19 protein-coding genes are annotated in these 18,446 nt (G+C 69.1%); 15 read left to right on the top strand and 4 right to left on the bottom strand.

The window, feature by feature from the left end; all coding sequences use genetic code 11:
* Nucleotides 1-3: 3 nt before the first annotated feature.
* From pafA to ACIPEK_RS11130, 11 genes are all read left to right on the top strand, one after another.
* Complete coding sequence (gene pafA, locus ACIPEK_RS11180; protein WP_093894153.1) at nucleotides 4-1,365, top strand: Pup--protein ligase; 1,362 nt, start codon at nucleotides 4-6, stop codon at nucleotides 1,363-1,365.
* A 127-nt stretch (nucleotides 1,366-1,492) separates the two neighbouring features.
* A complete protein-coding gene (locus ACIPEK_RS11175) occupies nucleotides 1,493-2,443 on the top strand; it encodes an FKBP-type peptidyl-prolyl cis-trans isomerase (RefSeq protein WP_401993652.1) in 951 nt (316 codons plus the stop codon).
* A gap of 43 nt (nucleotides 2,444-2,486) precedes the next feature.
* Nucleotides 2,487-2,861: an FKBP-type peptidyl-prolyl cis-trans isomerase gene (locus tag ACIPEK_RS11170; RefSeq protein WP_383078502.1), complete on the top strand. Its 375-nt coding sequence runs from the start codon at nucleotides 2,487-2,489 to the stop codon at nucleotides 2,859-2,861.
* A gap of 113 nt (nucleotides 2,862-2,974) precedes the next feature.
* Entirely contained in the window at nucleotides 2,975-3,928 is a 954-nt protein-coding gene (locus tag ACIPEK_RS11165; RefSeq protein WP_383078500.1) for a helix-turn-helix transcriptional regulator, read from the top strand.
* Nucleotides 3,929-3,942: 14 nt separating this feature from the next.
* Nucleotides 3,943-4,899, top strand: a complete 957-nt coding sequence (locus ACIPEK_RS11160) for a WYL domain-containing protein (protein WP_351262375.1) — start codon at nucleotides 3,943-3,945, stop codon at nucleotides 4,897-4,899.
* Between the two features lie 19 nt (nucleotides 4,900-4,918).
* On the top strand, nucleotides 4,919-5,188 hold the full coding sequence (locus ACIPEK_RS11155; protein ID WP_383078498.1) for a hypothetical protein: 270 nt from the start codon (nucleotides 4,919-4,921) through the stop codon (nucleotides 5,186-5,188).
* 35 nt (nucleotides 5,189-5,223) lie between these two features.
* Nucleotides 5,224-5,421: a hypothetical protein gene (locus tag ACIPEK_RS11150; protein WP_401993647.1), complete on the top strand. Its 198-nt coding sequence runs from the start codon at nucleotides 5,224-5,226 to the stop codon at nucleotides 5,419-5,421.
* 259 nt (nucleotides 5,422-5,680) lie between these two features.
* Nucleotides 5,681-5,971: a Sec-independent protein translocase subunit TatA gene (gene tatA / locus ACIPEK_RS11145; protein ID WP_351795054.1), complete on the top strand. Its 291-nt coding sequence runs from the start codon at nucleotides 5,681-5,683 to the stop codon at nucleotides 5,969-5,971.
* Between the two features lie 62 nt (nucleotides 5,972-6,033).
* Complete coding sequence (tatC, locus tag ACIPEK_RS11140; RefSeq protein ID WP_401993643.1) at nucleotides 6,034-6,984, top strand: twin-arginine translocase subunit TatC; 951 nt, start codon at nucleotides 6,034-6,036, stop codon at nucleotides 6,982-6,984.
* 18 nt (nucleotides 6,985-7,002) lie between these two features.
* The gene (locus ACIPEK_RS11135; RefSeq protein ID WP_401993640.1) at nucleotides 7,003-7,911 is read left to right on the top strand and encodes a diacylglycerol kinase; all 909 of its coding nucleotides are present in this window, start codon (nucleotides 7,003-7,005) and stop codon (nucleotides 7,909-7,911) included.
* Between the two features lie 44 nt (nucleotides 7,912-7,955).
* Entirely contained in the window at nucleotides 7,956-10,790 is a 2,835-nt protein-coding gene (locus ACIPEK_RS11130; protein WP_401993637.1) for a DEAD/DEAH box helicase, read from the top strand.
* Nucleotides 10,791-11,012: 222 nt separating this feature from the next.
* Here the strand turns inward: ACIPEK_RS11130 and ACIPEK_RS11125 are convergent, their stop codons facing one another.
* A complete protein-coding gene (locus ACIPEK_RS11125) occupies nucleotides 11,013-12,113 on the bottom strand; it encodes an LLM class flavin-dependent oxidoreductase (protein WP_401993634.1) in 1,101 nt (366 codons plus the stop codon).
* Between the two features lie 157 nt (nucleotides 12,114-12,270).
* On the opposite strand from ACIPEK_RS11125, the gene ACIPEK_RS11120 reads away from it, so the two are divergent.
* The 3 genes from ACIPEK_RS11120 to ACIPEK_RS11110 are packed head-to-tail and all read left to right on the top strand — an operon-like array spanning nucleotide 12,271 to nucleotide 14,226.
* Nucleotides 12,271-13,161, top strand: a complete 891-nt coding sequence (locus tag ACIPEK_RS11120) for a hypothetical protein (protein ID WP_401993631.1) — start codon at nucleotides 12,271-12,273, stop codon at nucleotides 13,159-13,161.
* Nucleotides 13,154-13,771, top strand: a complete 618-nt coding sequence (locus tag ACIPEK_RS11115; RefSeq protein ID WP_401993628.1) for a DUF917 domain-containing protein — start codon at nucleotides 13,154-13,156, stop codon at nucleotides 13,769-13,771. The genes ACIPEK_RS11120 and ACIPEK_RS11115 overlap by 8 nt, the downstream gene beginning before the upstream one ends.
* Nucleotides 13,684-14,226 carry a DUF917 domain-containing protein gene (locus ACIPEK_RS11110; RefSeq protein ID WP_401994052.1) on the top strand — a complete coding sequence of 181 codons (543 nt, stop codon included), beginning with the start codon at nucleotides 13,684-13,686 and terminating at the stop codon, nucleotides 14,224-14,226. The genes ACIPEK_RS11115 and ACIPEK_RS11110 overlap by 88 nt, the downstream gene beginning before the upstream one ends.
* Before the next feature lie 66 nt (nucleotides 14,227-14,292).
* Here ACIPEK_RS11110 and ACIPEK_RS11105 read toward each other — a convergent pair whose 3' ends face one another.
* The 3 genes from ACIPEK_RS11105 to ACIPEK_RS11095 form a co-directional block, all read right to left on the bottom strand.
* Nucleotides 14,293-14,736 carry an SPW repeat protein gene (locus ACIPEK_RS11105; RefSeq protein WP_383078487.1) on the bottom strand — a complete coding sequence of 148 codons (444 nt, stop codon included), beginning with the start codon at nucleotides 14,734-14,736 and terminating at the stop codon, nucleotides 14,293-14,295.
* A 234-nt stretch (nucleotides 14,737-14,970) separates the two neighbouring features.
* Nucleotides 14,971-16,599 carry a molybdopterin-dependent oxidoreductase gene (locus ACIPEK_RS11100; protein ID WP_401993625.1) on the bottom strand — a complete coding sequence of 543 codons (1,629 nt, stop codon included), beginning with the start codon at nucleotides 16,597-16,599 and terminating at the stop codon, nucleotides 14,971-14,973.
* A gap of 204 nt (nucleotides 16,600-16,803) precedes the next feature.
* On the bottom strand, nucleotides 16,804-18,168 hold the full coding sequence (locus tag ACIPEK_RS11095; RefSeq protein ID WP_401993622.1) for a cryptochrome/photolyase family protein: 1,365 nt from the start codon (nucleotides 18,166-18,168) through the stop codon (nucleotides 16,804-16,806).
* A 6-nt stretch (nucleotides 18,169-18,174) separates the two neighbouring features.
* Between ACIPEK_RS11095 and ACIPEK_RS11090 the strand changes: the two genes are divergently transcribed.
* Nucleotides 18,175-18,446: hypothetical protein (locus ACIPEK_RS11090; protein ID WP_401993619.1), on the top strand; the 272-nt coding region annotated here is incomplete at its 3' end.

Below are 18,446 nucleotides of genomic sequence, written 5' to 3'. Positions count from 1 at the left end.
GTCATGGACCGCCGCATTTTCGGGCTGGAGAACGAGTACGGCGTCACGTGCACGTTCAGGGGACAGCGCCGACTGTCTCCTGATGAAGTGGCGCGCTACCTCTTCCGCCGTGTTGTGTCATGGGGCCGCAGCAGCAATGTCTTTCTGCGGAACGGCGCCCGCCTCTACCTTGACGTGGGATCGCATCCGGAATATGCAACCCCCGAATGCGACAACCTGACCGAGCTGGTCACCCACGACAAGGCCGGCGAGCGCATTCTCGAAGGCCTGCTCGTCGACGCCGAACGCCGCCTGCACGAGGAGGGAATCGCGGGCGACGTCTATCTTTTCAAGAACAACACCGACTCGGCGGGAAACTCCTACGGCTGTCACGAGAACTATCTCGTGGCGCGGCACGGAGAATTCTCCCGGCTCGCGGACATCCTCATTCCCTTCCTCGTCACGAGGCAACTGATCTGCGGCGCGGGCAAGGTGCTGCAGACACCGCGGGGCGCCGTCTACTGCGTCAGCCAGCGTGCCGAGCACATCTGGGAGGGCGTCAGCTCCGCCACGACGCGCTCCCGCCCGATCATCAACACGCGTGACGAGCCGCATGCGGACGCGGAGCGGTACCGCCGCCTCCACGTCATCGTCGGTGACTCCAACATGTCCGAGACGACCATGCTGCTCAAGGTGGGCGCGACCGATCTGGTGCTCCGCATGATCGAAGCGGGCACCGTGATGCGGGATCTGACGCTGGAGAACCCGATCCGGGCGATCCGTGAGGTCAGTCACGACACCACGGGGCAGCGCAAGGTGCGCCTGGCCAGTGGCCGCGAGGCGTCCGCCATCGAGGTGCAGCGCGAGTACTACGAGAAGGCCGTCGACTTCGTCGACCGCCGTGGCATCCGCACCGGAACCGTCGCTCAGGTCCTGGAGCTGTGGGGCCGTACGCTCGACGCGGTCGAGGCCGAGGACCTCGACCGGATCGAGACCGAGATCGACTGGGTGATGAAGTACAAGCTCATCGAGCGGTACCGGGCCAAGCACAACATGACCATGTCGCATCCGCGGGTCGCCCAGATAGACCTCGCGTACCACGACATCCACCGCCGTCGCGGCCTGTACTACCTGCTGGAGCGCAAGGGACAGGCCGCCCGTGTCTGCAACGACCTGAAGATCTTCGAGGGCAAGTCCGTGCCCCCGCAGACGACCAGGGCACGGCTGAGAGGTGACTTCATCCGCAGGGCCCAGGAGCAGCGGCGGGACTTCACCGTCGACTGGGTCCATCTCAAGCTCAACGACCAGGCGCAGCGCACGGTGTTGTGCAAGGACCCGTTCCGTTCGGTGGACGACCGAGTGGAGAAGCTGATCGCGGGTATGTGAGCCGGCAACAGGACAACCTCGGCTCGCGACGCGACGCGGGCCCCGTACGTTCCTCGTGCGGGGCCCTGCGTACGCCCTAGAGTGTCGAGGACTCAACCAACTGTGCCGTCTGAGATCTGAGGAACAAGTGCGCCGACTTGCCGGCCTTCTCGTCGTCCCCCTGTTGCTGCTGACAGCGGCCTGCGGTGACGAAAAGGGCTCCGCTTCCGTTTCCGCTTCCGCTTCTGCCGCGTCCAAGGACGGGTTCCCCGCGATCACCGCGGGTGCGAAGTTCGGCGAGAAGCCCACCCTGTCCAAAGGCACGGGGAACCCGCCCAAGGAGCTGAAGACCAGGGTCGTCAGCCAGGGTGACGGCGCCACGCTCAAGAACGGCGATGCGATCCAGGTCAACTACCTCGGACAGGCCTGGGACTCCGACAAGCCGTTCGACAACAGCTTCGACCGCAAGCCGTTCGATCTGACCCTCGGCGCCGGCATGGTCATCCAGGGCTGGGACAAGGGCCTCGTCGGCCAGAAGGTCGGCAGCCGGGTCGAGCTGGTCATTCCGCCGGATCTCGGTTACGGAGCGCAGGGCCAGGGCGACATCAAGCCGAACGCCACGCTCGTCTTCGTCGTCGACGTTCTGAAGGCGACGCAGATCCCGGCGTCCGCCAAGGGCACCGAGGTCGCCCAGGACAACATCGACCTGCCGAAGGTCGGCACCAACACGGACGGCAAGGCCCCCAAGGTCACGATCCCCACCAAGAGCGACCCGCCGAAGAAGCTCGTCTCCAATTACGTCCTGGAGTCCAAGGGCGACGTCGTGAAGGACACCGACAGCGTCATCGTGAACTACGTCGGTCTGCTGTGGAAGGACGGCAAGACGTTCGACAGCACCTACACGGCGGGCAAGACGCAGACCTTCCCACTGGCCCAGGTCACCCTGAAGGGGCTCAAGAACGGTCTGGTCGGCAAGAAGATCGGCAGCCGCGTGCTCCTCGTCATCCCGCCGGACCAGGGGTTCGGCGACAAGGCACAGCAGACGATTCCGGCGAAGTCCACGCTGGTCTTTGCCGTGGACATCCTGGCGAAGATGTAAGACTGTCCCGGTTGCCCAGTTCATCAGTAAGAGGAGCAAGTCAGTGAGCATCGAGAAGCCCGAGATCGACTTCCCGGGTGGCGAGCCGCCGGCCGACCTGGAGATCAAGGACATCTGGGAAGGCGACGGCGCGGTGGCCAAGGCCGGCGCCACCGTCTCCGTCCACTACGTGGGCGTGGCCTTCTCCACCGGCGAGGAGTTCGACGCCTCCTGGAACCGCGGCACCCCGCTGCAGTTCCAGCTCGGTGCCGGCCAGGTCATCTCCGGCTGGGACCAGGGCGTGCAGGGCATGAAGGTCGGCGGCCGTCGCCAGCTGACCATCCCCGCGCACCTCGCGTACGGCGACCGCGGCGCCGGTGGCGGTCGTATCGCCCCCGGCGAGACCCTGATCTTCGTCTGCGACCTGGTCGCCGTCTGATCCGCACCCGTGCGCTACGAGGGCCCGTGCCTGGGGGCACGGGCCCTCGCTTTTGTCCGGACACCGCGGAGCGGTACGGTCGACGGTCGTAGAGCAAAACAGAAAGGGCGTCGATGGCGATTGCCAAGGCCGAGCGGCTGATGAACCTGGCTCTGTGTCTGCTGGGGACCCGGCGCCCGCTGAGCAAGCGCGAGCTGCGCGGCTCCATCGAGGCCTACCTGGAGGCCGGTTCCGACGACGCCTTCAACCGGATGTTCGAGCGCGACAAGGACGATCTGCGCGAGCTCGGTCTGGTCATCGAGACCGTGGAGAACCTGGACGGCGACACGGGATATCTCGCCCGCCGCGACAGCAACCGGCTGCCCCCGATCACGCTGGACGCCGAGGAGGCCGCAGCACTCGGACTGGCCGCCAAGGTGTGGCAGCAGGCGCGGCTGGCCGGTGCCGCCAGCGGAGCGCTGCAGAAGCTGCGGGCAGCGGGCATGCCGGAGGCCGAGGACGCGTACGAGGTGCACAGCGCCCTCGAACCCCGTATCCCCGTCCATGAGGCCGCGTTCGAGCCGTTGATGCTGGCTTGCCGGGACCGCCGCCCGGTGACCTTCGACTACCGCAAGGCCAACGCCGCCCGGCCCGAGCAGCGCCAGGTCGAGCCGTGGACGCTGGAGTGCTGGCGCGGCCACTGGTACCTGGCCGGCTGGGACCGGGACCGCGGCGCCGAACGGGTGTTCCGGCTCTCCCGGATCACCGGCCGGGTCCGCTCCCGGGCCGGGGCGTTCACCGTCGAGGTGCCCGACGTCGTGACCGTCCGCGAGACCGTCGAGAGCTGGGCGGGGGAGACGGCGACCCGGACCGCGCGGATCAGGCTGCGGGCCGGTGCCGGATACCCGCTGCGCTCGCGCGCCATATCGGTCCGGGAACTCGGGGACGGGTGGGACGAGTTGGAGATTCCGTACGGACACGGCCTGGACGCCTGGCTCGTCGAGTTCGGTCCGGACGTCGTCGTACAGGAACCCGCCGATCTGCGGGCCGATGTGGTGGACCGGCTGCGCGCCGTGGCCAAGGACTGAGGGGGACCGTATACATGGCCACGAACGCGATCGACCAGACCCGTCGGATGCTCTCCCTGGTGACATATCTGCGTGAGCGCCCCGGCGCGCACGTCCAGGACGTCGCCCGCGCCTTCGGGATCACCGAGGACGAGCTGATCTCCGACCTCGACGTGCTGCCCATGTGCGGTACGAGCTTCCGCGGCGGGGATCTGCTGGACATCGACACCGACGGCGACCGGATCTGGTGGCACAACCCGGACGATGTCGCGGAACCGCTGCGGCTCGCGGCCGACGAGGCGACGGCGCTCCTGGTCGCCGCCCGCGCGGTGGCCACGCTGCCGGGGCTGCGTGAGAGCGACCGGCAGGCGCTGCTGCGGGCCACCGCGAAGCTGGAGACCGCAGCCGGTGAGGTGGGGGCGGCGAGCTCGCGGCTTTCGGTCACCTTCGAGTCCGAGGGCGGTGTCTTCGCCGATGTCGACCGGGCGATCTCCGAGCGGCGCCGGCTCTGGCTGCGCTACTACTCGCCCGCGCGCGATGAACTCACCGAGCGCGAGGTGGACCCGATCCGGCTGTTCGCCGTGGGGCATACGTACATGGAGGCCTGGTGCAGGTCCTCCGAGGACCGGCGGACGTTCCGGCTCGACCGGGTCGCCGAGATCCGGCTGCTCGACGAGCCGGCCGCGCCGCCCGAGCTCGAACTGCGGGATCTGTCCGAAGGGCTCGTCCAGCCGGCGGCCGAGGACCCGGAGGTCGTGGTAGAGGTGGGCCCCGGCGGACGGTGGGTCGCCGAGTACTACCCGCACGACAGCGCACAGGAGCTGCCCGACGGCGGGCTGCGGATCACTCTGCGCACCCCCGATCCGGCCTCGCTGCGCAGGCTCGCGCTGCGACTGGGCCGGGAAGGCCGCATCGTCTCCCCGCCGGAACTGGCGCAGAGCGCACAGCAGGCGGCCCGTGCGGCGCTCGCTGCCTATGACGGACCGGCCTGAGCGGATTCCTGAGGGAGATATGCGCAATATGTCTGTGGTGTCAGGTGTTCCGACCGTGGTGGTGCCCGAATCTGTACGGTTCAAGGCCGCCTGCCCGGACTGCCGCGAGCGGTTCGAGCTGGCGGCGGGCGCCATCCGTCTCGCCGTGGGCGCGAGCCGCCGGACGACGTTCTACTCCTTCACCTGCCCGGAGTGCGGCACGGCCGTCCGTAAGCCCGCCGGAGAACGGATTGTTGAGCTCCTCACCAGTGGCGGGGTACGGACGCTGCGCCTCCACACCAGCCTTTAGAACTTCGGACACCTAGACACATTGAGGCTCTGCGCATGTTCTGGCCCATGCTCGCCATCGCCCTGGGATTTCTCGGGATCGCCGTTCTCGGCGTGCTGGCAGTCAAGGTCTTCATCGAGGCCCAGCGTCTGGGGAGTCAGGTGACGCGGACGACCCGGCGCATCAACCGGGCGGCGGAGGACCTGGAGCGGGCCGCGACGGATCTTGCCGCCACCGGTGACGCGTTGCGCTAGCCGTACCGCCCCACGATTGTGTGAGTCTGTGAACAGGGGCGATGGATCGGGGAGGGCGCAGCCTGCAGTTTCCCGGGTTCGGAGGGTACGCTGCTGAAGCGGCCCTGAGAGCGAGGCATGGGCCGTAATCGCAAGGACGCATGGGTATTGCCCTGCGTTTACTCCTGCGGGATACGATCGCTGACAGTACGACGATCGGACGTCCGTCCGACGTTCGATCCGCCCCACCCCTGCTGCCTCGGTGAGAAGGTACACGCATATGTTCGGAAGGCTCGGCGCTCCCGAGATCATCCTGATCCTCGTCGTCATTGTTCTGCTGTTCGGCGCGAAGAAGCTTCCTGACATGGCTCGCTCGCTCGGCAAGTCGGCCCGCATCCTCAAGAGCGAGGCCAAGGCCATGAAGTCCGAGGGCAGCCCGTCCGCCACCCCGGCCGAGCCGGCGAACGACGCCGCCCAGGACCAGGTCGCCCCGCGCACCATCAAGGCCGCTCCCGGTGACGTGACCAGTTCGCGTCCGGTCGCGGAGCCGACCGACTCGACCAAGCGCTGACAACCGGGCCGACGCAGGCGCCCTGATGGGTGACGGCCTGCTGCACGAGATGAGGACGTGGGTTGCTCAAGTCTGCCCGCAAGCAGGAGACGGACCCAGAGGGCCGCATGCCTCTGGTGGAGCACCTGCGTGAGCTGCGTAACCGGCTGGCGAAAGGCCTGCTGGCCGTCGTGGTGGTGACGATTGCTGCCGCCTTCTTCTATCGCGACATCATCGAGTTCTTCACGAATCCGATCCTGCAGGCAGTCGGCTGCGAGTCGAGTTTCGCGGAACTCGCGAAGCGTAGAGATGGCACTTGTGCGCGGATCGTCCTGAATGGTCTGCTCACGCCGTTCACGCTCGCTCTGAAGGTCTCCCTGATGGCTGGTGTGGCCTTCTCTTCGCCGGTATGGCTCTACCAGTTGTGGGCGTTTGTCGCTCCTGGGCTTCACAAGAAGGAAAAGAAGTACTCGCTCAGCTTCGTCGCGGCAGGATTCCCCCTCTTTCTGGGTGGTGGCTTTTTCGCCTACAAGACGTTGCCCACCATGGCTGCGGCGATGATCAGCTTGTCGCCGGCGGACCTGGACAACCAGTTGCCTCTGGATGACCTGCTGGATCTGATCACGCGGATGGTGGTCGTCTTCGGACTGTCCTTCGAGATGCCCCTGCTCCTGGTCCTGCTGAACCTCGGGGGTGTGCTGTCCGGCCGGCGAATGCTCGGTTGGTGGCGCGGAATGATCCTCGGCATCACGGTGTTCGCTGCCGTCGCGACTCCCAGCACCGAGCCGATCAGCATGCTTGCCCTGGCTGCCCCGATCTGGGTCCTGTACTTCGCAGCTGCGGTATTCGCTCTTGTCAACGATCGCAGGAAAGCTCGGATCGAAGCAGCGGGTCCCGGCGACGACGAGGCGTCGGAGCTGGACCTGACCCCCGAGGCCATCGATGAGATCGAACCGGTCTCGTCAGGCCGGTCGTTGCCCGCACAGGCGAGCCCGGACCGTGACCGGGTCAACGGTTACGACGACATCACCTGACCTTGTAAGGTCCCCCGGGTGACCAGCGAGATCACCCTTTTCGTCAATCCCACCGCAGGACGCGGCCGGGGCGCGCACGCCGCGCAGCCGGCCGCTTCCGCGTTGCGGGACGCCGGATTCTCCGTACGCACGGTTCTCGGCGTGGACGCCGACGACGCGCTGCGGCGGGCCCGTGAGGCCGTCGCCGGTGGTACCGGCGCGCTGATAGCGGTGGGCGGGGACGGCATGATGTCCCTCGCCCTGCAGGCCGTTGCCGGGACGACGACCCCGCTCGGGGTCGTCGCCGTGGGCACCGGAAACGACTTCGCCCGCGCGCTCGGGATGCCGATACGGGATCCGGCCGCCGCCGGACGGCTGGCCGCCGAGGCGCTCAAGGGCGGCACCCTTCGCGAGATCGACCTCGGACGGGTCGGTGAGCGGTGGTTCGGGTCCGTGCTCGCCTCCGGCTTCGACTCCCGGGTCAACGACCGCGGCAACCGGATGCGCTGGGTCGGCGGACGGTTCAAGTACGACCTCGCGATCCTCGCCGAACTCGCCGCTTTCAAGCCCATCCCGTACCGCATCAGGCTGGACGGCGGACCGGTCAGGGAGATCGAGGCGACGCTCATCGCCGTCGGCAACGGATCGACGTACGGCGGAGGTATGCGGATCTGCGCGGACGCCGTCATGAACGACGGGCTCTTCGACGTGACCGTCGTGGGGGACTGCAGCCGCACCACCCTGCTGAAGGTCTTCCCCCGCGTCTACAAGGGAACGCACCTCAGTCACCCCAAGGTCACCGTGCACAAGGCTTCCTCGATCGAGCTGGCCGCAGTCGGTGTCACCGCGTACGCGGACGGTGAACAGCTCGGGGCGCTGCCGCTCACCGCGACCTGTGTACCGGGTGCGGTGAGAGTGCTCGCGCCGGGTTCTCCCACGGGGATTTAAAGATCGCGTCACTGTCAGAGGTGGCGGGTAGGCTCGTAAGCAAGATGACAGAGGACCTCTCACCAGCTGAGCGATACCAGGCTTCTCGGATCCGTGCCGCCGAGCTGGCCACCGCACTTGCGCCCTTCCGCGAGATGTACGAGTTCGATCTGGACCCCTACCAGATCGAGGCCTGCGAGGCACTGGAGGCAGGCAAGGGGGTGCTGGTGGCCGCCCCGACCGGCTCGGGCAAGACCATCGTCGGCGAGTTCGCCGTGCACCTCGCCCTCGAACAGGGCCGCAAGTGCTTCTACACCACCCCGATCAAGGCCCTGTCCAACCAGAAGTTCGCCGATCTGGTCAAGCGCTACGGACCGGAGAAGGTCGGCCTGCTGACCGGTGACAACAGCATCAACGGCGATGCCCCGGTGGTCGTCATGACCACCGAAGTGCTGCGGAACATGCTGTACGCGGGCTCGCAGGCGCTGCGCGGCCTCGGCTATGTGGTGATGGACGAGGTGCATTACCTCTCCGACCGCTTCCGGGGCGCCGTCTGGGAGGAAGTGATCATTCACCTCCCCGACTCCGTGACGCTGGTGTCACTGTCGGCGACCGTGTCCAACGCCGAGGAGTTCGGTGACTGGCTGGACACCGTCCGCGGCGACACCCAGGTCATCGTCTCCGAGCACCGCCCCGTGCCGCTCTGGCAGCACGTGCTGGCAGGCCGCCGGATGTACGACCTCTTCGAGGAGGAGACCGACCACGGCGGCCGCGGAGCCGGACGCCGCGAGGTCAGCCCCGATCTGGTCCGGCTCGTCCGGATGGAGAACCAGCGGGCGTACAACCCGCGTGAACGCCGCCGCGGCAAGATGGTCCGCGAGGCGGACCGTGAGCGCGAACGGCGCCAGCGCAGCCGGATCTGGACCCCGGCCAGGCCCGAGGTCATCGACCGGCTGGATGCCGAAGGGCTGCTCCCCGCCATCACGTTCATCTTCAGCCGGGCCGGCTGCGAGGCCGCCGTACAGCAGTGTCTGCACGCCGGACTGCGGCTCAACGACGAGGACAAGCGCCGCCTGGTCCGCGAGATCGTCGAGGAGCGGACCGCATCCATCCCCGGCGAGGACCTCCATGTCCTGGGCTATTACGAGTGGCTCGAAGGGCTGGAGCGTGGCATCGCCGCGCACCACGCCGGCATGCTGCCCACGTTCAAGGAAGTCGTCGAGGAACTGTTCGTACGAGGGCTCGTCAAGGCCGTCTTCGCGACGGAGACCCTCGCTCTCGGCATCAACATGCCCGCACGCTCGGTCGTGTTGGAGAAGCTCGTCAAGTGGAACGGCGAACAGCACGCCGACATCACCCCGGGCGAGTACACCCAGCTGACCGGGCGGGCCGGACGGCGTGGGATCGACGTCGAAGGACATGCGGTGGTGCTGTGGCAGCGCGGCATGGATCCGGGGGCGCTGGCCGGACTCGCGGGTACGCGTACGTATCCGCTGCGGTCCAGCTTCCGGCCCTCGTACAACATGGCCGTGAACCTGGTGCAGCAGTTCGGGCGGCACCGCTCGCGCGAGCTGCTGGAGACCTCCTTCGCACAGTTCCAGGCAGACCGGTCGGTGGTCGGGATCTCCCGGCAGGTCCAGCGGAACGAAGAAGGACTGGAGGGTTACCGGGAGGGCATGACCTGCCACCTCGGTGACTTCGAGGAGTACGCGCGACTGCGCCGCGAACTCAAGGACCGGGAGACGGAGCTCGCCAAGCAGGGCGCGTCGCAGCGGCGGGCCGCGGCCGCGGCGTCCCTGGAGAAGCTCAAGCCCGGCGATGTCATCCATGTCCCCACCGGCAAGTTCGCCGGACTCGCACTGGTCCTCGACCCGGGGCTGCCCGCTGGACGGACCAATGGGCACGGGCACCGCGGGCTCGAATACCACGACGAGCCACGGCCGTTGGTGCTGACGGCCGAGCGGCAGGTGAAGAGGCTCGCCTCGATCGACTTCCCCGTTCCGGTGGAGGCCGTGGAGCGGATGCGGGTGCCGAAGTCGTTCAACCCGCGCTCGCCGCAGTCGCGCCGCGATCTGGCCTCCGCGCTGCGGACCAAGGCCGGGCACATAGTGCCGGAGCGGCACCGCAAGGGGCGGTCCGCCGCGGCCGACGACCGGGAGATCGCCCGCTACCGGGCGGAGTTGCGCGCGCATCCCTGCCACGGGTGCGACGAGCGTGAGGACCATGCACGATGGGCCGAGCGGTATCACCGGCTGCAGCGCGACACCAGGCAGCTGGAGCGGCGGATCGAGGGGCGGACGAACACGATCGCCCGCACTTTCGACCGGATCGTCGCACTGCTCACCGAGCTCGACTACCTGCGGGGCAATGAAGTCACCGAACACGGGCGGCGGCTTGCGCGGCTCTACGGCGAGCTGGATCTGCTGGCGAGCGAATGCCTGCGGGCCGGGGTGTGGGAGGGCCTGAACCCTGCCGAACTCGCAGCGTGCGTTTCGGCGTTGGTGTACGAGGCGCGGCAGGCCGATGACGCGGTGGCGCCGGAGCTGCCGTCGGGGCCCGCGAAGACCGCGATGGGCGAGATGGTTCATATCTGGGGCCGGCTGGATGCCCTGGAGGAGGAATTCAAGATCAACCAGGCGGAGGGGGTCGGGCAGCGGGAGCCCGATCTCGGGTTCGCCTGGGCGGTCTACATGTGGGCGTCGGGGCGGACGCTGGACGAGGTGCTGCGCGAGGCGGAGATGCCGGCGGGGGACTTCGTGCGGTGGTGCAAGCAGGTGATCGATGTGCTGGGGCAGATCGCGGCTGCGGCTCCGCGGGACGACAGCTCTGTGGCGCGCAGTGCGCGTAAGGCGGTGGAGGCGGTGTTGCGGGGGGTTGTGGCTTACAGCTCTGTGGGGTGAGGTTTGCGGGGTGCGGGGTGGTGCGCCTGCGGCGGGCTTGTCCCCTACCCGCCCCTTCCCGGAACCGGGGCTCTGCCCCGGACCCCGCTCCTCAGGCGCCGGACGGGCTGGAAGGGGGCCGGACGGGGTGGTGAAGCGCCGGGCCGACAGGAATGGGGCCTGGACGGGTTGCAAGGGCGCCGGACGGGTCGGGTTTGTCGGCCCGCCCGGCACCTCTTGGTATTACGGGGTTGTGCGGGCCGCGTCCCGCTTGGCCACTTCCTCGCGGACTATCGGGATGACGTGCCTTCCGAAGTCGATGGCGTCGTCCAGCAGGTCGTAGCCGCGGGCGGACAGGATTTCCACGCCCAGGTCGTAGTAGTCCAGCAGTGCCTGCGCCACCGTCTCCGGTGTTCCCACCAAGGCCGTCGAATTACCGGCGCCGCCCGTCTCCGCCGCGGTCGGTGTCCACAGTGCCCGGTCGTGGCGCTCGCCCTCGGCGGCCACTGCGAGGAGCCGTTGGGAGCCGGCGTTCTCCGGGCTGTTCAGCGGGTGACGGCGGCTCAGCGGTGCGCCTGCCTTGCGGGCCTTGATGCGTGACAGCGTTCGGTGAGCCTTTTCCCAGGCCAGTTCCTCGGTCGGTGCGATGATCGGCCGGAAGGCGACCTGGATCCTGGGGACGTCCGTACGACCGGCTGCCTTCGCCGCGGCCTTCACCGACGCGATCTGTTCCGCGGTCTGTGCCAGCGGTTCGCCCCACAGGCAGTAGATGTCGGCTTCGGCGCCCCCTGCCGCGTACGCAGCCGGTGAGGAACCCCCGAACGAGACCAGCGGATGCGGCTGCTGCACGGGGAAGGTGTCGCTCACGAAGTCGTTGAAGCGGTAGTGCGTACCCTCGTGATCGAAGGGTTCGTGCGACGTCCACGCCTTCTTGATGATCCGGATGGCCTCACGGGTGCGGGCGTACCGCTCGTTCTTGGTGAGGAAGTCGCCCTCGCGCTGCTGCTCGTGGTCATTGCCGCCGGTGATGAAGTGCACGGCGAGTCGGCCGTCGCTGATCCGGTCCAGGGTTGCGAAGGTCTTGGCCGCGAACGTCGGGTACGAGACGTTGGGGCGGTGCGCGACCAGGATCTGGAGCGTTTCGGTACGGGCCGCGATGTAGGCGGCGGCGGGGGACGGATCGGGGGAGCCGGAGCCGTAGGCGAACAGCACTCGGTCCCAGCCGTGGTCCTCGTGTGCGCGGGCCAGTTTGAGCGTGTACGTCTTGTCGAACGACGCCCCGGAGCGGGGTGTCACTTCGGAACCTTCATTGGTTGCTGCGATGCCGAGAAACTCGACGGGCATGGCGAAGCCTCATCTCGTGCTGCGGGGGAACCGGTCGTGTGAAGCGCTGACGTCGGAGCAGTCAGGAACAACACGAGGCGGACCACACTCGACCGAAGTCGATGTGGTCACGGGTGACCAGCCGCAGCTGAGGGCGCATCTGCTCAGTGGAACAGGCGTGTTGGTGCCGAGTCAACTGTTTCTGGGATCAACGACCGAGGTACGCGCGCCAACCGCCGTGCGATGTGACGGCCGGGGCCGCGAGCCGGATCTCGCCGTCCGGGCCCGCGGCGGCCGCACCCTCCTCACCCGGACCCGCTGCCCGCACCCGCGCGAGGCGGCGGGCGAGAGCGAGGCCGCGGGCATCCGCACCAACTTCCTTATCCCCGACGTCCTCTCGCTCGGTATCGTCGGCGGATCCCTGGTGTCGGCCGACGGCGAGACGGGCCCCCGCTCGGTCGGCTTCCGGCTCACCGAGGAGGCGCTCGTCTTCGGCGGCAGCACCCTGACGGCGACCGATCTCGCGGTCGCGGCGGGCCGCGCCGACATCGGCGACCGCTCGCGAGTCGCCCACCTGGACCGTGAGTTCACCGCCCGCGCCCTCGACCGGATCGCCGAGCGGCTGGCCGAGACCGTCGACCGGGTGCGCACCTCGGCCGGACCGCTGCCGGTCGTCGCGGTGGGCGGCGGCAGTGTGCTGGTGCGGTCGGCCCTGCCCGGCTTCGACGATGTGCGCCGCCCCGGCCACTTCGACGTCGCCAACGCCGTGGGCGCCGCCATCGCCCAGGTCGGCGGGGAGGCGGACCGGGTCTTCCAGGTCCCCGAGGGGCGCAGGGACTCCGTACTCGCCGAGGCCCGCGAGGAGGCCGTGGGCCGGGCCGAGAGCGCCGGCGCCAGGCCCGGCACGGTCCGCATCGTGGATGTGGAGGAGGTCCCGCTCGCCTATCTGCCGGGCGGCGCAACCCGTATCCGGGTCAAGGCGGTCGGCGACCTCGACCTGAACGGCATCGGCAGCACCCACGCCCCGGCCGGGGCGCCCGACACCCATGGAGCAGCGTCACATGCGTGAGATCAACCTCGACAATCTGGACGACATCGCGCGCGGCGCGGGCATCCTGGGCACCGGCGGGGGCGGCGACCCGTACATCGGCAAGCTGCTGGCCCGCGAGGCCATCCGCAAGCACGGTCCGGTCCGGCTCGTCGCCTCCGACGAGGTGCCGGCCGACGCGACCGTCGTACCCGTTTCGGGGATGGGCGCGCCGACGGTGCTGCTGGAACGTGTCCCGGCCGGTGGCGAGGAAGTGGCCGCCCTGCGCGCCCTGGAGAAGCGCATCGGCCGACCCGCCACCCACATCGCGCCGATCGAGGTCGGCGGCGTCAACTCGATGCTGCCCATCGCCTGCGCCGCCGAGGCGGGGCTGCCGCTGGTCGACGGCGACGCCATGGGCCGCGGGTTTCCCGAGGCGCAGATGGTGCTGCCCGGCCTGATCGGAGTGGCCAACACGCCGATGGCGCTCGCCGAGGACAAGGGCAACAGCATCATCGTCGACGCCGTCTCCAACCACACCGCCGAGCGCATCGCCCGGGCCGACTGCGTGCAGCTCGGCTGTCAGATCTCCAGCGCCGACACCGTGATGCGGGGGGCCAGCTCGCCGACGGTCTCGTCCCCGCCACGCTGACGCTCGCCGAACGGCTCGGCGCGGCCGTCCGCGAGGCGCGCGCGGCGCACGCCGACCCGGTGCACGCGGCCCGCACCATGCTGTCCGGCACCCATCCGCTGACCGTCAAGGTCGTCGACGTCAGCCGCCGCACCCACGGCGGCTTCGCCCGGGGCGGCGCCCGTATCGAGGGCATCGGCGACGAAGCGGGCCGGGGCCTGGAACTCGGTTTCCAGAACGAGCATCTGCTCGCCACCCGCGACGGCGAGACGGTCGCCACCACGCCCGACCTCATCTGCGTGCTGCACACCGACACCGGTGACCCGGTGACGACGGAGGGCCTGCGCTACGTCCTGCGGGTCAGCGTCCTCGCGGCCCCCTGCGACCCGCGTTGGACCACACCGGGCGGCCTGGCCCTCGCCGGGCCGCGGTACTTCGGGTACGACGCTGACTATCTGCCGTTCCGGCAGGTCTGATACGCAGCACCGGGCCGACAGCCCTCGGCCGGTCCGCTTCACGCGGACCGGCCGAGGTTCCCTGTCTCAGACCGAGCGCTTGCCGCTCTTCATCGACACCCCTACGCAGACCAACCCCAGCAGCACGGTCAGTCCGCCGATGATGACGTTGTTGAGGATGATGCCCAGGCCGGGGCCGCTGCCGACGACCCACGTCGAGGCGATCAACCAGGCGCCCATGGCGCATATGGCCCAGCTCATGCCGTACATCCGCTCCGGCATGACGGTGAACCCGAGGCCCAGCACGGCGATCGCGATACCCATGATCAGGTTGTTCGTCATGAGTGCGGGCTGACTCGCCGTGAAGTGGAGCACCCAGGGCGAGATGGCGCAGTAGAGACCGATGAGGAACACCGGTGCGTCCACCAGGGCCACATCACGCCCGCCGAGCATTCGGGTGTAGCGATCGCGCATTTCGGAAATATCGGGGTGACTGGCCATGTCACGGCCGGTGTGCGAGACGTTTGACATGGGTTCGTCTCCTTCGCTGTCGCAGACCTGAACGGCGCCTTTGTGTGCAGAATGGCCTGTTATGGATATTCTGCTCTTATCTCGCCCTTATCTGTAGATTCAAGGCGTGCGGATATCCGTGGGAACCGCACCGCATGGGTCACCGTCCAGTCGCCGGGCCAGGGCCGGCAGAACGGGCGTCCGCAGCACACGGTCCCCGTACCCCGGCAGCGGCACGTGCAGGGGCTCACCGGCTCAGGGCACGTCGATCACCACCGAGTGCCAGCCGGTCGCACCGTTGGGCACGGTGCCCACGCGATCGCCGGTCTGGGTGGCTCCGGTTCCGTCGGTGGCGCGAACCTCAAGGGTGTGCCGGCCCGATGCGGCGGGCCACTCCCACACCCACTGGCGCCAGGTGTCCTGGGTGTCCGCGGCAGCCAGCCGTGCCGTGTGCCACACCCCGCCGTCCACCCGGACCTCAACTCGGGAGATACCGCGGTGCTGGGCCCAGGCCACCCCGGCCACCGGCACGATGCCGGCCTTCGGGGAGGCGAACGGACCGGGGGTGTCGATCCGCGACTCGGTCTTGACCGGTGCCTCCTGGGCCCAGCTCCGTTTGACCCAGTAGGCGTCGTACGCATCGAACGTGGTGAGTTCGATGTCCTTGATCCACTTGCACGCGGACACGTATCCGTACAGGCCGGGAACGACCATCCGGACCGGGAAGCCGTGCTCGAAGGGCAGTGGCTCGCCGTTCATGCCGAAAGCGAGCATCGCGTCGCGCCCGTCCATGACCGTCTCGACCGGTGTGCCGATCGTCATGCCGTCGACGGAACGCGCCACGATCTGGTCGGCGGGGCCGCCCTTCGACGGCGGGCGCACCCCGGCATCGCGCAACAGATCGGCCAGTCGTACGCCGAGCCACCTGGCGTTGCCGACGTAAGGTCCGCCGACCTCGTTGGACACGCAGGTCAACGTGATGTCGCGCTCGATGACCTCCCTTCGCAGCAGGTCGTGGAAGCCGACAGTGACGGGCCGTGCCACACCCCTCCCATGGATCTTCAGCTGCCATGTGCCGGCATCGACGCGTGGCACGACCAGAGCCGTATCCACCCGGTAGAAGTCCTTGTTCGGGGTGATGAACGAGCTCAGCCCCCGGATCCTCAGATCGGCGCCCGCCGGGACCGCCGGTGCGGCGGAATGCGGTACCGGGAGGACCAGGTCATGACGCGAAGCGGAGGCTCCGGCCTGGACGGAGGACGTGAGCCGCCGCCCCAGGAGTCCCGCGCCGGCGGAGGCCACCGCCGCGGTGGTGGCCGCGACCACGAAGCCACGGCGGTCGAAGATGCCGTTCGCCTCTTCGTCACCCGCCCCGGCCGCGGGAGAGGGGCGAAGAGCCGGTGCGAGCCGTCCGACCAGGAGATACAGCACTCCTACGGCCACCACGGCACCCATCACCGAAGGCAGCGCGTCGGCAGGCACGCCCTCCGGACGCCCTGCCGCCGCCACTGCCCCGACCAGACCGAAGACCAGGACGGCAGCTGAACCGAGCCGCCGGTGCCGCAGCGCCAGCACCCCGACCGCCATGGCGAAGAGCGCCAGGAGGATCAGGATCCCGAGCTGGAGCACCAGCTTGTCGGCGGTGCCGAAGTTACGTACGGCGAAGTCCCTCACGGCGGGGGGAGTGCGGTCGATCACCGCACCGCCCACTGCCGTGACCGGGCCTGCCTCGGGACGTACGAGGGCCGCGGCCAGCTCGGCGACCGCCAAGGCGCAGAACCCGGCGATCAGACCGCTGAGCGCGGCGAGGGCGGCGCGCGCCCGGCCCGATCGCCGGGACCAAGTGGCCCCGGTTCGCTGCGAATCGTCTCGATCTTCACTCACAACGAGGATTCGTCGCCCTGCGCCGGCCGGATTGGTCTGTCACTCGATCAGGTGCGAGTTACCGGCCGATCCGGGACGGCACCTGTGACGAGTCACAGCCGAGAGGCATCCGGGAGCCCCCGGAGACGGAAGGCGGTCCGGTCGCGGCAGCGGTGATGCCGGTGGCACCGCCGCTGATGAGCTTCCTGCTGATCGGTCGCGCCGTCAGTCCAGGCCGCGTGCCCGTTCGAATCGGGCCCGTGCCTCTGCCAGGTCGACGAGCGGATCCGGGTAGTCGATCGCGGCCCGGCGCGGACCGGCCAGTTTCCATGGCTCATGGATCTCGCCGTCCGACAGTTCCGCAAGCTCCGGCACCCAGCGGCGCACGTAGGCGCCGCGCGGATCGAACCGCTTGCCCTGGACCACCGGGTTCAGGACCCGGTTGGGGCGGGTGTCGGTTCCGGTACCCGCCATCCACTGCCAGTTGAGCTGATTGTTCGCCAGGTCGCCGTCGACCAGCAGGTCCAGGAAGTGCCGGGCACCCACCCGCCAGTCCGCGTACAGCGTCTTGGTGAGGAAGCAGGCCGCGAGCATCCGGCCCCGGTTGTGCATCCAGCCCTCGTACGCCAGCTGTCGCATCGCCGCGTCGACCAGCGGATAGCCTGTGCGCCCCGCGCGCCAGGCCTCGACCTCGTCCTCGTCGGACCGCCAGCGGTCGTGCCGCGTGCGGTAGTCCTCCCAGGCGGCGTCCGGCCGTGCGGCGAGCACCTGGTGATGGAAGTCCCGCCACGCCAGCTGCCGTACAAACGCGTCGGCGCCCGGTCCGCCCCGCTGCCTCGCCCGGTTGATCACTTCGGCCGCCGAGAGACAGCCGAAGTGGAGGTACGGGGAGAGCCTGGAGGTCGCGTCACCGGCCAGATCGTCGTGACCGCTCTCGTAGTCGGCCAGGGGGCCGTGCAGCCAGGACGACAGCAGCCGGCGTCCGGCCGACTCGCCGCCCCTGGCGAGCCCGGGGGAGGCCCCGGTCACCTCCGCCCGTTCCGGCAACGGCCCGGACTTCACGCCGTCCGGCAGCCGCACCGCGCGTGGCGCGGTCAGTGTTCCCCGTACTCCCGCCGCCTCCCAGTGGCGGAAGTACGGGGTGAACACCGCGTAGTGATCACGGCCCGCCGGGACGATCCGGCCCGGGGCGAGCGCGGTGACCACTGCGTCGTGGACGTGCAGGGCGCAGCCGACAGCTGCCAGAGCCGTACGCAGCCGCGCCTCGCGACGCATCGCGTACCCGCTCACCCCGCCGGCGATGTGCAGGCTCCGCGCGCCGGTCTCCACGGCCACGGCATGGGCGGCGGCCACCACGTCGGCGTCCCGGACGACGAGTCGTCCGCCTCGGCGGCGCAGCCCCGCGTCGAGGTCGGCGAGGCAGTCCGCGAGGAACGCCCGCCGGTTCGGCGCGTCGAAGCCGGCCCGGTGGATGCCCTTGTCGCGCACGAACAGCGGAACGACGGCATCCGCGTCCCGCACCGCGGCCTGCAGCACCGGGTTGTCGTGCACCCGCAGGTCGGAGGTGAACAGTGCCACGGAGACAGTCATGGGGGTGTGCCCTTCGGTGTCGGTCATGCCGTCCCCGCGCAACGGGTTGTCACGGCTCTGCCCGGCGAACGCGGTCTGCCGGACGAGTCCGCCCGGTGGACCGGCCCCGGTCATGCTGCCGGAAAGTTCATCAGCGTCAGCGGCACGGACGTCGGCTGCGCGGAGCCACCGGCCGGTTCCACTGTCACGGCTCTGCCCGGCGAACGCGGTCTGCCGGACGAGTCCGCCCGGTGGACCGGCCCCGGTCATGCTGCCGGAAAGTTCATCAGCGTCAGCGG

Origin of the sequence: Streptomyces sp. NPDC088246, assembly GCF_044741025.1 — a bacterium.
Taxonomy (GTDB): Bacteria; Actinomycetota; Actinomycetes; order Streptomycetales; family Streptomycetaceae; genus Streptomyces.
This window is presented reverse-complemented; position numbering and strand designations above follow the sequence as displayed.